Annotated in this window: 12 protein-coding genes; 4 read left to right on the top strand and 8 right to left on the bottom strand. The window is 70.5% G+C overall.

Translation table 11 applies throughout. The annotated features are described in order from the left end of the window. Window positions 1-151 precede the first annotated feature (151 nt). Window positions 152-601, top strand: coding sequence for a GNAT family N-acetyltransferase (locus OHU89_RS12305; protein WP_405642356.1), 450 nt, complete (start codon window positions 152-154; stop codon window positions 599-601). Between the two features lie 29 nt (window positions 602-630). On the opposite strand, the gene OHU89_RS12300 is transcribed toward OHU89_RS12305, so the two are convergent. After that, window positions 631-765, bottom strand: coding sequence for a hypothetical protein (locus tag OHU89_RS12300; RefSeq protein WP_266829305.1), 135 nt, complete (start codon window positions 763-765; stop codon window positions 631-633). A 173-nt stretch (window positions 766-938) separates the two neighbouring features. Between OHU89_RS12300 and OHU89_RS12295 the strand changes: the two genes are divergently transcribed. Further along, entirely contained in the window at window positions 939-1,553 is a 615-nt protein-coding gene (locus OHU89_RS12295; protein WP_405642354.1) for a class I SAM-dependent methyltransferase, read from the top strand. Here the strand turns inward: OHU89_RS12295 and OHU89_RS12290 are convergent. Together OHU89_RS12290 and OHU89_RS12285 are read right to left on the bottom strand one after the other, a co-directional pair. Further along, window positions 1,550-2,053: a DUF402 domain-containing protein gene (locus tag OHU89_RS12290; RefSeq protein WP_405642352.1), complete on the bottom strand. Its 504-nt coding sequence runs from the start codon at window positions 2,051-2,053 to the stop codon at window positions 1,550-1,552. The genes OHU89_RS12295 and OHU89_RS12290 overlap by 4 nt on opposite strands. Continuing rightward, the gene (locus OHU89_RS12285) at window positions 2,034-2,963 is read right to left on the bottom strand and encodes a GNAT family N-acetyltransferase (RefSeq protein WP_405642350.1); all 930 of its coding nucleotides are present in this window, start codon (window positions 2,961-2,963) and stop codon (window positions 2,034-2,036) included. The genes OHU89_RS12290 and OHU89_RS12285 overlap by 20 nt, the downstream gene beginning before the upstream one ends. Before the next feature lie 72 nt (window positions 2,964-3,035). Between OHU89_RS12285 and OHU89_RS12280 the strand changes: the two genes are divergently transcribed. Continuing rightward, entirely contained in the window at window positions 3,036-3,404 is a 369-nt protein-coding gene (locus OHU89_RS12280) for a GntR family transcriptional regulator (RefSeq protein ID WP_405642348.1), read from the top strand. 25 nt (window positions 3,405-3,429) lie between these two features. On the opposite strand, the gene OHU89_RS12275 is transcribed toward OHU89_RS12280, so the two are convergent. Beyond that, the gene (locus OHU89_RS12275; RefSeq protein ID WP_405642346.1) at window positions 3,430-4,524 is read right to left on the bottom strand and encodes a DUF5925 domain-containing protein; all 1,095 of its coding nucleotides are present in this window, start codon (window positions 4,522-4,524) and stop codon (window positions 3,430-3,432) included. Window positions 4,525-4,682: 158 nt separating this feature from the next. On the opposite strand from OHU89_RS12275, the gene OHU89_RS12270 reads away from it, so the two are divergent. Then, the gene (locus OHU89_RS12270; RefSeq protein WP_405642344.1) at window positions 4,683-6,104 is read left to right on the top strand and encodes a GH39 family glycosyl hydrolase; all 1,422 of its coding nucleotides are present in this window, start codon (window positions 4,683-4,685) and stop codon (window positions 6,102-6,104) included. Between the two features lie 62 nt (window positions 6,105-6,166). On the opposite strand, the gene OHU89_RS12265 is transcribed toward OHU89_RS12270, so the two are convergent. Genes OHU89_RS12265 through OHU89_RS12250 form a run of 4 tightly spaced genes read right to left on the bottom strand, consistent with a single transcriptional unit; the run spans window position 6,167 to window position 12,599 of the window. Beyond that, window positions 6,167-10,006: a lipopolysaccharide biosynthesis protein gene (locus OHU89_RS12265; RefSeq protein WP_405642342.1), complete on the bottom strand. Its 3,840-nt coding sequence runs from the start codon at window positions 10,004-10,006 to the stop codon at window positions 6,167-6,169. Continuing rightward, window positions 9,999-10,799, bottom strand: coding sequence for a polysaccharide deacetylase family protein (locus OHU89_RS12260; RefSeq protein WP_267016306.1), 801 nt, complete (start codon window positions 10,797-10,799; stop codon window positions 9,999-10,001). Before OHU89_RS12260 ends, OHU89_RS12265 begins: the two co-directional genes overlap by 8 nt. Then, complete coding sequence (locus OHU89_RS12255) at window positions 10,792-11,781, bottom strand: glycosyltransferase (RefSeq protein ID WP_405642339.1); 990 nt, start codon at window positions 11,779-11,781, stop codon at window positions 10,792-10,794. Before OHU89_RS12255 ends, OHU89_RS12260 begins: the two co-directional genes overlap by 8 nt. Next, window positions 11,778-12,599 (bottom strand): glycosyltransferase family 2 protein, encoded by an 822-nt coding sequence (locus OHU89_RS12250; RefSeq protein WP_405642337.1) that lies wholly within the window; start codon window positions 12,597-12,599, stop codon window positions 11,778-11,780. Before OHU89_RS12250 ends, OHU89_RS12255 begins: the two co-directional genes overlap by 4 nt. Between the last annotated feature and the right edge of the window lie 306 nt (window positions 12,600-12,905).

The raw sequence follows: 12,905 nt of genomic DNA, 5'->3' as shown, positions 1-12,905 counted from the left end.
TCCTCGCAGCGGTTCTTGGGGATCCCGTGGGGGCGATCAGCAAGCTAGCCCCAAGAAACCGCGGAATCGCCTGCTGGGAGCGGCTGACGGAGATCCTTATGGTGCCGTTAAGGGAGTGCTCAGACTGCGATCAGGTAGGTACCGTCGCGGCATGACCGACGAGGAGATCCGGCAGGCCGTCGCCGCCGACGTGGCGGCCGTGAAGAGCGTGACCGATGCGGCGTATCGCCACTACATCGAGCGCATCGGGGTGGTGCCGCAGCCCATGGAGGCGGATCACGCGGCGAACGTGGCCGCGGGGCGGGTCTTCGTGACGGGGGAGCCCGTGGTCGGGTTGGTGGTCGTCGAGGAGTACGCGGATCATCTGTACCTCGACAACATCGCCGTCCACCCCGACGCCCACGGCAGGGGCGTCGGCGGACGGCTGCTGCGGTTCGTGGACGCACGCGCGCGTGCGCGGGGACTGGCCGAGGTCAGGCTCTACACGAACGCGATGATGTGGGAGAACCAGAAGATCTATCCGAGGTACGGGTACGAGGTCGTGGAACGGCGAGTGGACGGGCCCTACGACCGCGTCCACTACCGCAAGCGACTGGACTGACGCGTCTCATGCGCCGGGTCATGTCGGCGTCAGCCGTCCGGCCACCAGGTGCGCGCGATGTCCTTTCGCACCTCGGGGCGTCCGGCGGAGCTCTCGTCGGCCTCCTCGCGGATCCGACGGCTGTCCGACTTCTTCAGGGGCTTCTGCACGGTTACGCGGCGCATGGCTGCCTCCTTCAGTGCCTACCGTGTTCCGCGTTCTCGCGGAGGTAGACCCTTTTGGGGAGAGTTACTCATCGGAGCGAATCTGTCAGTGGTGACCATCACGATTTCGACTGGCTTTCGAGTGATGTTCCACCGCCGTCTGATTGTCAGTGCCGGGTGGCACGCTGTGGACCATGGCGAATCACAGGGAATTCGACGCCGACGCGGGCATGGATTGGGACGCGGAAGCCGCTTCTTTCGACGACGAGCCGGACCACGGCCTGCGTGACCCCGAGGTGCGCGCCGCCTGGGCCGACCGACTGCGCTCCTGGCTGCCCGGCCGCGCCTGCGACATCCTCGACCTGGGCTGCGGCACCGGCAGCCTGTCGCTCCTCGCGGCCGAGCAAGGACACCGCGTCACCGGCGTGGACAGCTCCCCGGCGATGGTGGACCTCGCCCGCGCCAAGCTCGCCGGACGCGACGCGGCGTTCCTGGTCGGTGACGCTGCGATGCCGCCGGTGGGGGAGCAGCGCTTCGACGTCGTTCTCGTACGGCATGTGCTGTGGGCGCTCCCGGACCCCGGCCGCGTCCTGCGCCACTGGCGCGAGCTGCTGCGGCCGGGAGGCCGGCTGGTGCTGATCGAGGGCGTCTGGGGTGCGGTCAGCCCAGTAGGGATACCGGCCGAGCGGCTGACCGCCCTCCTGGAGTCCGTCGCCGCACACGTGCGGGTCGAGCGGCTGTCCGGCGATCCCCTGCTGTGGGGCAGGGCCGTGACGGACGAGCGGTACGCGGTGGTGGCGGCCGTCTAGGCCAGCAGCGACTCCAGACCACCGTCGACGGAGGCGAACACCTCCAGCTCGTCCAGAGCCGTCATGGCGGCACCCGCCGCCTCGGGATCCCTCTCCGTCAGACCGCTCTCGGCGAACTCGTCCTCGTCCAGGCGCAGTACGTCCGTCCCGTCGGCGGAGCGCCACAGGTCCAGGTCGAGATCCTCCACGACGAGTTCGGCGCCGGAGCGGAGGGCCGGGCGGGTGATGTCGCAGTACCAGCCCTTGAGCGTGCCGTCGCCGGCGCGGACCTCCTTCACCGCGTACCAGCGGTCCCGCCAGTAGTGCTCCGTGAAGGCGTCCCCGGGCTCGAAGCGGACGAAGCCGAAGTCACGGACGCCCTCGCCCGCCCAGGCGGCACGGACCGTGATGTGGTTGCCGTCGTCGCCGACCAGCTCGGCCGGGTAACGGATCTTCGTGCGGCCTGCCTTGACCAGCACCACGTCCAACTGCTCCGTCGTCTCAGCCGAGTTCGCGGACATACCGAACCTCCGTGGCGCAGATCTCGTATCCGAACCATGTGTTGATGGCGATCATCGGGCCGTTCCCGGCGTCGTTGCCGGTGAACGCCTGGGTGAACCCCGCGGCGCGGGCGCGGTGCAGGGAGTCGTTCTTGGCGAGCTTGGCCAGGCCCTTGCCGCGGTGGGCGCGGGCCGTGCCGGTCATGGCGGTGCCGTAGCGGGTGCCGCCGTCGGTGCGGGCCAGGCTGAAGGCGGCGGGGCGGCCGTCGACCACGGCGACCGAGGTCAGCTCGGGGCTCATCAGCGGCTGGTGCCAGGTCTCCCGGAGCCACGCCTCGTAGTCCGTGAACTCGTAGTCGACATCGCTCGGTTCGTCCGCCAGCGTCTCCGAGTCCAGCTCGAACAGCGGGCGCGGGTCGTCCGCGAAGTCGGCGCCGGTGCGCAGCTCGACGCCCGGCGGCGGGTCCTGGAGCGGAGGCAGTGTGCCGTTCGCCAGGTCCAGGCGGAGGAAGTGCGCGGAGCGGCTCGCGCGATAGCCGTGCCGCTCGGCGAAGGCGCGGTTGCCCGGCTCGTCCAGGACCCAGGCGAACAGCTTCGTCGCACCGTGGGCCGCCAGATGCTCCTCGGCGGCGCGGACCAGCAGTGCGCCGGCGCCGCGGCGCGTCCGCTCCGGGTGGACGTACACGTTCACGTAGCCCTGGCCGGGCTCCGGACTGTCGTACACAAGGCCGACCTGGGCCGTGCCGATCGTCTCGCCGTCCGCCTCCGCGAGGAGCGGACGGTAGTGGGCGTCGGGGTGCATCTGGGCGACGTCGTAGGCGAGGCCGTCGGGGGTCGACAGGAAGAAGGGCATGGCGAGGTCGCGGACCCGGACGAAGCCCTCGAAGTCGGCCCGTACCTCGGGACGCAGGTCGCGCACGATCACAGTCATGTGGTCGGACGCTACGGGGCGGATGTGTCCCGCTGCCTCTCATTTTCCGGCGGGTGCGGGACAATCGACCCCGTGACCCTGAAGATCCACATCGATGACAGCGCGCCGCCGTACGAGCAGGTGCGGGCGCAGATCTCCGAACAGGCGCGGTCGGGGGTGCTGCCGGTCGGGTACCGGCTGCCGACGGTGCGCGGACTGGCCGAGTCGCTGGGGCTCGCCCCGAACACGGTCGCCAAGGCGTACCGGGCGCTGGAGACCGACGGCGTGATCGAGACGCGGGGGCGCAACGGGACGCTCGTGGCTCCGGCGGGCGCCGCGGCGGAGCGGGAGCTGGCGTCCGCCGCGCAGGCGTACGTCGAGCGGGCCCGGCGGCTGGGGATGGATGAGGACGCGGCACTGGCCGCGGTGAGGGATGCCCTGCGGGCCGCATACGAGGGATGAGCAGTTCCGTACCCCCCTGCAAGCCCTACAGATACAGTCCCGCGTCCGCGTCGCCCCGAGGCTCCGGCAGCGCCGTCGGTGACGTGCCGCGCCGCAGCGCGTACAGCTCCGCCAGCGTCGCCCCCTCGCGGCCCACGCCCTCCTCCGCGCCCAGCCAGTCGATCGCCTCGCGGCGGGTCAGCGGGCCCACCTCGATGCGGGCCAGACAGCGCCCGGGGCGGACGACGGCCGGGTGCAGCCGCTCCAGGTCCTCGTTGGTGGTGACACCGACCAGGACGTTGCGACCCTGGCCCAGCAGGCCGTCGGTCAGGTTCAGCAGCCGTGACAGGGCCTGGCCCGCCGTGTGCTTGGCCTCGCCGCGGATCAGTTCGTCGCAGTCCTCCAGGAGCAGCAGCCGCCAGCGGCCCTTGCCCGTCGAGTCGTCCTCGCCGATCGCGATGTCCATCAGATAGCCGACGTCCGTGAAGAGCCGCTCCGGGTCCAGTACGCAGTCCACCTGGCACCAGTCCCGCCAGGACCGGGCCAGGGTCCGCAGCGCCGACGTCTTGCCGGTGCCTGGCGGACCGTGGAGCAGGAGCAGCCGGCCCGCGATGCCCTCCGGGGTCGTGCTCATCAGGCTGTGCATCGCCTCCGCCACCGGCGCCGTGTAGTTCTCCCGCACCTCGTCCCAGGTGCCGGCCGCGATCTGCCGGGTCGTGCGGTGCGGGCCGCGGCGCGGTGAGTAGTACCAGAAGCCCATGTTCACGTTCTCGGGCTGCGGCTCGGGCTCGTCCGACGCGCCCTCGGTGGCCTGGTCGAGGACCTTCTGCGCGAGCTCGGCGCTGGTCGCCGTGACGGTGACGTCCGCGCCGCGGTTCCAGCGGGAGACCAGCAGGGTCCAGCCGTCGCCCTCCGCCAGGGTCGCGCTGCGGTCGTCGTCGCGGGCGATGCGCAGCACCCGGGCGTTGTCCGGGAGCAAGGTCGCCCCGGACCGTACGCGGTCGATGTTCGCCGCGTGCGAGTACGGCTGCTCGCCCGTCGCGAAGCGGCCGAGGAACAGCGCGTCGACGACGTCGGACGGCGAGTCGCTGTCGTCGACGTTGAGCCGGATCGGCAGTGCGTCGTGTGGGTTGGCAGACATGCCCGCCATGATCCGGCACGGGGGCGTCGCATGCATCCGGTTTCCGCGTTGCGTCCGGTGTGTCGGGTGAGACCGTTTGCGGGGCCTCCGTCCTGTTACAGAGCTGTGCATCTCAAAGCTCTGCCGTAGCTGTGGCCCCCCGATTACTGTTGCCCTTGATGGGACGTCATGGGTGGAATTCGGGGGCACGGCGGTGGCGGCTCACCGCACTGCTCGGAGTGGGTGCGGCGGCGCTGGCCCTGGTCGTGACCCTCCTCAACACGCTTCCCGGGAACGGCGCGAGCACCGACGGCACCACACGCAACGGCAGCAAGGCACACGGCACCCCTACCAGCACGCCGGACGCGGAGACCCCTGAGGTGGGGTGGGGCTTCACCCACACCCAGTTCAGCGCCGACGAGGGCGCCGCCGCCGCGATCGAGCGGGTCGAGGGTCGGCTCGCGGACCTCGGCGGGCTGCCGCAGAACCAGCACATCATGGGCTGGGGCGCCGACAACCCCGAGCCGGTCAAGGGGCGTTACGACTTCGAGGACCTGGACCGCCGGATCGACTTCGTCCGCGCCTCCGGCTCCACCCCGGTCGTCACGCTGTGCTGTGCCCCGGACTGGATGAAGGGCGGCGAGTCCGGCGTCGGCAACACCGACTGGAGCCAGGCCTCGCTGGAGACCGCGCCGGAGCCCGCGCACTTCAAGGACTACGCCGCGCTCGCCGCCACGGTCGCCGAGCGCTACCCGGACGTCCGGCACTTCGTCGTCTGGAACGAGTTCAAGGGCTTCTGGAACGACGCCGAGGCCCGCTGGGACTACGAGGGCTACACCCAGCTCTACAACCTCGTCTACAAGGCGTTGAAGAAGGTCAACCCGCAGATCATGGTCGGCGGGCCGTATCTCGTGATGGACAGTCTCGACCCGCGCGCCGAGGACGCCTCGAAGACCTTCAAGGGCCCGTGGGGCGCCATGGACCAGCGGGTCCTCGACGCCTTCGACTACTGGAACAAGAACAAGACCGGCGCCGACTTCGTGGTCGTGGACGGCTCCAGCTACACCAACGACGACGAGCTGTTGCCGGACGAGTTCGCGGCGACCGACAAGTTCACCGCGGTCAGCCGGTGGGTGCGCGAGCAGACCGACGATCTGCCGCTGTGGTGGGCCGAGTACTACGTCGAACCCGCCGACAGCAGGGACGAGCGCGAGGGCTGGTCCGAGAACCGTCGCGTCGCCGTGCAGACCGCGGGGATGATCGCGCTGGCCAAGGGCGGCACCACCTCCGCCTTCTACTGGAACCCGGAGAACGAGAAGGGCACGGACTGCGCGGGCTGTCTCTGGACGCCGACCAGCGGCAAGGACGGCGGGCAAAAGCTGCCGATGTTCGATCTCGTCAGCCGGTTCAGCAAGGCGTTTCCACCGGGCACGTCGTACAGGACCGTGTCCGTGGCCGCCGACGACGTGCCCAATGTGCGGATCCTCGCGACCGACGACACGGTTCTGGTGGTCAACACCCTCGACCGGCAGATCAGCGCGAAGGTGGACGGGAAGACGTTCGACATGGCGGCCTACGAGGTCAAGTGGCTCAGCCGCTGAGCCACGCAGAGGTCGAGTGGCTCACCCACTGAGCCACTCGACCACCGTCACCGCAACCGCCCTCACTTCATCGTCACGAACCGCTGCACCAGCGAAGCCAGCAGCACCGCCAGCAGCGGCAGCGAGAACCAGAAGCTGCTCTGCAGCCACCGCAGCTGCCGCACGCTCGGCCGGACCGCGACCCGGACCACCTCGCGTGCCGTCAGCAGCACGATCAGCGCCAGCGCCGCGAGGCCGCCGACCACCGACCAGGGCGTCCACGTCACCTGCGGCCCGATCGGACCCGGATCCGCCTTCGGCGCCTTGCCCGCGGGCTGCTTGGCCAGCGCGTACATGGTCACGTCCGCGTTGACGAAGACCTTCTTCAGCTCCGCCCGCTTGTCCAGGTTCCGGATCAGCCGTGGCTCCCACATCTTCGAGTAGCCGACGTCCAGCTCCAGATACGTCACCTGACTGCGGTTGATCATCAGATACGAGTTCGGCCCCGCGTCACTGAGCGCCTTGACCAGGCTCGACACCAGCACGGGGTCGGTCGGCGCCAGCGTCGGCACATACTCGATCCTCTCCATGTCCCGGGCACCCCACGGCATCGCCGGCGTCACGTTGTCGACCGTGTCGTTGCTCAGCCACAGCAGCCGTACCGTCGGATCGTCGTGGGCGTACACGTAGTCCATGGCGGCGACCTCGCCGGGCCGGATCCGCTCGAACGGCTCGTTGCCCCAACGGGCGATCAGGAAGCCGCCCATGAGGAGCAGACCCGCCATGAGGGCGGCCAGCGGGGCCAGGCTCACCCGGTCCTTGTCGCGTTCCTTCGCCGTGATCCCGGTGCGCGGGAACAGGGCGAGCCCCATCAGCAGGGCGGCGCCGGGCAGGGCGAACATGAAGACCCGCAGCGCCATCTCACCGCCGTAGGACTGCATGCCGAAGCCCAGGAACGGCACGAAGGTCAGGACGAGCAGCGAGCGCTCCCGGTAGTGGTGGTCGCGCCGGCGCCACCAGCCCCAGCAGGCGAACGCCATCACACCGCCGGCCAGCAGCACGCGCGTGTAGAGGACGAGCTTGTGCGTCGAACTGCCGCCCTCGATCCGGCCGCCCACCGACGACTGCACATTGCCGCCGACGCCGCCGACGCCGCCGAACAGTTCGTCGAAGTGCCCGGACCAGTACGGCTCGGCCATGAAGCCCACCCACACGGCCACCATGACGGCGAACAGGATGGGCAGACCGCGCAGTTCGGACTTGCCGATCATCACGAGGGCCGCCAGCAGGCCCAGCATCACGAACGGGGTGAGCTGGTGGGCCGGGACGCTCGCCGCGAACAGCCCTATGACGACCATCAGCAGCACGGCCCGCTGGCGCCGGTTCGTCGGCTCGACCTCCGCCTCGCCGGGCCGCTTCTTCGTCCAGATCACGCGCGGGGCGCGGAAGTAGACCAGCAGGAGCGCCGCGAACATCAGATAGAGGAGATACGTGAAGCCCTGCGGCGAGAAGTAGTCCTGGCCGACCCAGCCGCTGAGCACGAACACCCACAGGCCGGTCCACTTGGCCCGCCAGCTCGCCCGCATCGAGCGGATCAGCAGGAACATCGGGGCCAGATAGAGGAGTTGGATGGCCAGCGGCCACCAGCGGATCACCTCGGTGAAGTCCGTGACCCCGCAGGACTCGGCGACGAACGCGGCCGCCGCGAAGAAGCCCGGCCAGCTCCAGCGCGCGTCCAGGTCGGGCACGGCGGAGCCGGTCCGGTCGATGTAGTCGAGGAAGCCCAGATGCTGCCAGGCGGTCGCGAACCGGGGTTCCGTCTCGATCACCGCGGGCAGCGCGTGCAGCGACACGACCGTCGCCAGCAGGGTGATCAGCAGCAGTGCCTTGTGCTCACGGGCGAGCCACAGCAGCGAGGCGAAGGCCACGGCCAGCAGCGCGGCGCCGACCAGCGTGGGCAGCGGCAGCACGGAGATCAGCCCGAGCCCGCCCATCTCGTCGAGGTCCGTCTCGCCGAGGCGCAGCGCGGGCACCCAGTACAGCAGCAGCGCGGCGGTCAGCAGACAGCCGAGCACGACTCCGACCCGGCTGGGCTGAAGGCGCTCGCGCCACGACAGGAGCGGCGGCTCCTCGGACACCGGCACCTCTTCCCGTACGGGTGGCTCCTCCCGTACGACCGGGCGGGCGGTCTCGAACGGCGCGTCCACCTCCACCTCGGACGACGCCTCGGAAGACACCCCGGACGACGTCTGGACCGGTCCCAGCGACGCCTCGGACCCCGGTTCCCGCGCCTCCACCGGCAGCCCCACCTCGGGCAGCTTCGCCCAGGTCGGCCGGTGCGGCTCGGCATGCGGCCGGGGACGCACCACGGGCGTGCCCATGGGCGGTGTGCCCGGACCCGGCCGGACGTCGGGGCGGCGTTCCAGGTGGTCGAAGTCGACGTGGATGCCGAGGCCGAGCGTGTCCTGGTCGAGCGCCCAGGCGGGCCCGCGCCTGCGGAGGCCCAGCGGGACGGTGGCCTCGCGCGCCCCCAGGTCGGCGAGGTCCCCGTCGGGCGCCGCGTCCTCGGGGACGGTCCCCGCGGGCGAGGCCTTGAGGATCTTGTACAGCTTGGGCGCGGCGATCGCCACGATGACCGCGAGCGAGGAGATCTCCGCGACGCCGGCGCCGGTCAGCCCCATACGGGGGAGCAGCATCAGGGTCAGTCCGAGCACCAGGGCGCACAACAGGCCCTGGAGCCACGCCAGTCCGGCGGTACGGCTCTGGGCGCGCAGCACCGCGAAGTACGTCTCCATGACGACCCGCAGCACCGCGCCGATCGCGAACCAGCGCAGCAGCGGGGTCGCCGCGTCGGCGTAGCCCGAGCCGAAGACACCGAGGATCCAGGGCGCGCCGAAGAACAGGACCGCGCACACCGGCAGCATGATCCGGGCCATGCGCCGGAGCGCCGCGCGGGTGTTGGAGGCGAGCCGCCCCGGGTCGTGGGAGCCCTCGACCGTGAGGGAGGCGCCCATGTTGATGGCGAGCAGGTTGACCGTGCCGCCGATCGTGGTGGTGATGTAGAAGTACGCGTTGTCCTCGGAGCTGACCTGCGCGGCGACGATCACCGGGACGAGGTAGACCACGGCGAGCGAGAACAGGGAGCCGGTGTAGTCGCCCGCGAGGAAGCGCCCGATCTCCTTCACCGACGGCGGTCGCCCGTGGTTCTCGGTCGCCTTCACATGCCGGGCCACCAGCCGCCGGAACACCAGCCAGCCCAGCGGCAGCACCGACACCGCGATGGCCGCGACCCACGACACGAACACACCCATGGTGGGGATCGCGGTGGCGAAGGCGACCAGCAGCACCAGCTTCACCGCGGAGAACACGGTGTTGCCGACCGGTACCCACAACGCGCTGCGCAGTCCGGTCAGCACCCCGTCCTGCAGGGTCAGCACCGACCACGCGACCACCGCGAGCACGAAGAACAGGGCGTGCGAGGGGTCGTTGAGGAATCCGTACGACGGCCCCCACAGGCCCAGCGTGAGCAGGAAGGCGCCCGCGGCCAGCGCCACGATCACCGAACTGCCCGCGTAGGTACGGAAGATGAGCCGTCCGGTGGCCCGGCCCGCGACCGGGATGAAGCGGGCCAGGGCGCCGGTCAGGGTCACCGCGGTCAGCCCCGCGAGGAGCTTCATCGCGGCGATCGCGGCGGAGCCCTGGCCGACCGCGGACTCGGAGTAGTAGCGGGCCGCGGCCAGCCAGAAGCCGAGGCCGAGCACGGCGGAGATCCCCGTGTTCAGCATCAGGGCGTAGGCGTTGCGGAACAGCTGGCTGCCGCCCGGCGACCGGCCGAGCCCGGGCAGCCGGAGGCGGCGCCCCGGCTGCCCGGGCGCCTCTGTCGCGGGTTCGGTGGCCTCAGGGGTGGTCGTCGTGTCAGACACGGGAACGGATGGCCTTCCGGCGGACCTGTCGTGCTCTTCGGACCATGGCGTACCCCTTGGTGAACGCGCGGTCCCGGGCGAAGTTGCGGGCGATGGCCCGGCCTTCGATCAGCCGACGGAACTCCTCGGCGTCCGTGCCGCGGCGCACGGTGACCCGCAGCAGCGCGTACGGCCCCTGGTGGCGGCGGGCGAGCCCGTTGCCGACGGCGAGGGCCTGGGCGTACCCCGTCTCGCGGACCTTCTCGCGCACCCGGCGGCTGGAGTAGCCGTACGGGTAGGCGAACGAGGCCGGGACGGTGCCGAGTTGGTCCGTCACGATCTCCTTGCAGAGGATCAGCTCACGGCGCAGCGCGTCGTCGTCGAGCTGGTCGAGCTGCGGGTGGGTGTGGCTGTGCCCGCCGATCTCGACGCCCTCCGCGGCGAGTTCGCGGACCTGTGGCCAGTCCAGCATGGTGTCCAGGGCGTGGCCGTTGTCGTGCGGGCCGCGCAGCCACCCCGTGGACACGAACAGCGTGGCCGCGAAGCCGTGCTTGGCGAGCACGGGCAGGGCGTGCCGGTGCACACCCTCGTAGCCGTCGTCGAAGGTGACCAGGACGGGCCGCTCGGGCAGCGGACTGCCCGAGCGCCAACTCGCCGCCAGCTGCGCGGTGGTGATCGGGGTGTGCCCCAGGTCGCCGACGATCTCCATCTGCCGGGCGAAGGCCTCGGGCGACACGGACAGTTCGCGGGTCGCCTCGTTCGGGTCGGCCGCGATCGCGTGGTACATGAGAATCGGCACACGTGCGTCACCCATGCGCGTCCCCCTCGATCCGCGCCACCTGGAACGTGGCGCCGCCCCTGCGGGCCCGGACACTGCCCACCACGTACCCACCGGCGGCCGTCAGCACCCCCGCGACGATCGCGCCCGCGCGGCCCGCGCCGCCCGGCCGGGCCAGTGCTGCGTCGCGCAGCCCGCGCACCACCCCGGCGGGCAGCACCCGGGTGGTGTACCGGCGTTCGGACTCGAGTCCCTTGTCCGCGCCTACACTGCGCGCCACCAGGGCCTTCGACAGTCCCTCGGCGTAGGAACGCGTGCGGAAGTACCCGAAGTGCTCACGCGCCTCGGGCACCCGGTGGTGGATCACCGCCCGGTCGTCGATCAGCAGGACCGCGTCCGGTCTGGCCCGGGTGAGCCGGATGCACAGTTCGGTCTCCTCGCAGCCCAGCGGCCGCTTGTCGCCGTCCCGTCCGATACCGGTGGCGAAACCGCCGGCCGCGTCGAACGCCGTACGGCGGAACGAGGCGTTGCCGCCGAGTACGTTGCGGACGCGGACCAGGCCCGGCGGCAGACCCTTGTACGTGCAGCCCACCACCCAGTCGAACTCCTCGGGGAACCAGGCAGGACGGCGCCCCGACGCCCAGATCGGCACCGTACGACCGCCCACGGCCATCACCCGCGGATCGGCGTACGCCGCGGCGAAGTGGCGCAGCCAGTCGCGTTCGGCGACGGCGTCGTCGTCGAGGAAGGCGATGACCTCGCCGCGCGAGGCGGCGATCCCGGTGTTGCGGCCCGCGGACAGGCCGCGGGGGCCCGCGTTGGCGAGCACCCGCACCTTGTCGGCTTCCTTGTACTCCTTGGCCAGCCGGTCCAGGAGCGCCGCGTTGTGGTCGACGACCAGCAGCGTCTCCCGGGCCGGACACGACTGCGCCGCGACCGAGGAGACCGCCGCGAGGATGTCCTCCCAGCGGTCCTCGGTGTAGACGCAGATCACGACGGAGATGTCGGGATCGCTCAAGACACCTCTCCCCGGACCGAGTCGAGCATCGGGGAGTGATGGGCCTGGCGGCGCAGCTCACGCCGGTTGGAGCGCTCGCCGAGGATCACCTTGAGCACCCGGAACCCGTCGCGCACGGCACGCAGATTGCTCGTGCCATGGATGCGCAGGTACTCGTGGCTGGGTATCTCCTGGACCTTCAGGCCCGCCTTGACCACCCGGATGTTGATCAGGGTCTCGATCTCGAAGCCCGTGCAGTCGAGGTCGATCTTGTCGAGGCAGTGCCGCCAGAACGCGTTGTATCCGTAGCAGAGATCCGTGTAGCGGGCGCCGAACTTGCGGTTGACGATCGTGCACAGCGCCCAGTTGCCGAGCTTGCGGATGAAGGTCATGTCGTCCGTGCCGCCGCCGTTGGCGAAGCGGGACCCCTTCGCGAAGTCCGCGCCCGAGAGCAGGGCGGAGACATAGCTGAGGATCTCGTGGCCGTCGGCCGAGCCGTCCGCGTCGACCATCACGATGATGTCGCCGGTGCACGCCTCGAACCCGGTGATCAGCGCGTCGCCCTTGCCCTTGCCGCGCTGCTTGACGACTTTGACCTCCGGCCACAGCCCACGGGCCACTTCGACGGTGTCGTCGGTGGAGTTCCCGTCCACCAGGACCACTTCGTGGATCCAGTCGGGCAGGGTCTTGAAGACGTACGGAAGATTCTCCGCCTCATTCATGGCGGGAATCACGACACTCACCGGTGGCGCGATGGCCAGGTGAGTGGAGACAGGCCGGTACTTCGCGGCCGTGGACAGATCCTGGCCTGTGGTCGCCGAGCGCAGAACAGAGCTCATGAGTCTGGTTCCCTCTCGTCCGGCTGGACCGCCCGCCCCTGGGCGGCCCGGCTGTTGTCCGGTTCGAAAGGGGGGTTTGTTTCACCTACGGCATGCCGAAAGGGATCTCCGAGCACGCCCGGGTGAGCTGGCAAAGCCGGCCGACAACCGAAACGGCCGCCGGTCGCGCGGCACGACTCGGTCACAAGTGCTGTCACCGAGCACGGCACCCCCCTACCGCGCCCCGCCCCGGTCCGTCGCGGTCCTTGAGCCCTCCCCTAGTACCGCTGGGTGACTTTCCGATGCGGGTGAGATGTACGACGGTAT

Origin of the sequence: Streptomyces sp. NBC_00019 (assembly GCF_045041015.1) — a bacterium.
In the GTDB taxonomy this organism is placed as follows: domain Bacteria; phylum Actinomycetota; class Actinomycetes; order Streptomycetales; family Streptomycetaceae; genus Streptomyces.
Note: the sequence above shows the minus strand (reverse complement) of the source record. Positions and strands in the feature narration are given on the sequence as shown.

What these genes read in the sequence shown, in the direction of transcription:
- OHU89_RS12305 (WP_405642356.1), top strand. Translation starts at nt 152, where the DNA reads ATGACCGACGAGGAGATCCGGCAGGCCGTCGCCGCCGACGTGGCGGCC.
- OHU89_RS12300 (WP_266829305.1), bottom strand. Translation starts at nt 765, where the DNA reads ATGCGCCGCGTAACCGTGCAGAAGCCCCTGAAGAAGTCGGACAGCCGT.
- OHU89_RS12295 (WP_405642354.1), top strand. Translation starts at nt 939, where the DNA reads ATGGCGAATCACAGGGAATTCGACGCCGACGCGGGCATGGATTGGGAC.
- OHU89_RS12290 (WP_405642352.1), bottom strand. Translation starts at nt 2,053, where the DNA reads ATGTCCGCGAACTCGGCTGAGACGACGGAGCAGTTGGACGTGGTGCTG.
- OHU89_RS12285 (WP_405642350.1), bottom strand. Translation starts at nt 2,963, where the DNA reads ATGACTGTGATCGTGCGCGACCTGCGTCCCGAGGTACGGGCCGACTTC.
- OHU89_RS12275 (WP_405642346.1), bottom strand. Translation starts at nt 4,524, where the DNA reads ATGTCTGCCAACCCACACGACGCACTGCCGATCCGGCTCAACGTCGAC.
- OHU89_RS12270 (WP_405642344.1), top strand. Translation starts at nt 4,683, where the DNA reads ATGGGACGTCATGGGTGGAATTCGGGGGCACGGCGGTGGCGGCTCACC.
- OHU89_RS12260 (WP_267016306.1), bottom strand. Translation starts at nt 10,799, where the DNA reads ATGGGTGACGCACGTGTGCCGATTCTCATGTACCACGCGATCGCGGCC.
- OHU89_RS12250 (WP_405642337.1), bottom strand. Translation starts at nt 12,599, where the DNA reads ATGAGCTCTGTTCTGCGCTCGGCGACCACAGGCCAGGATCTGTCCACG.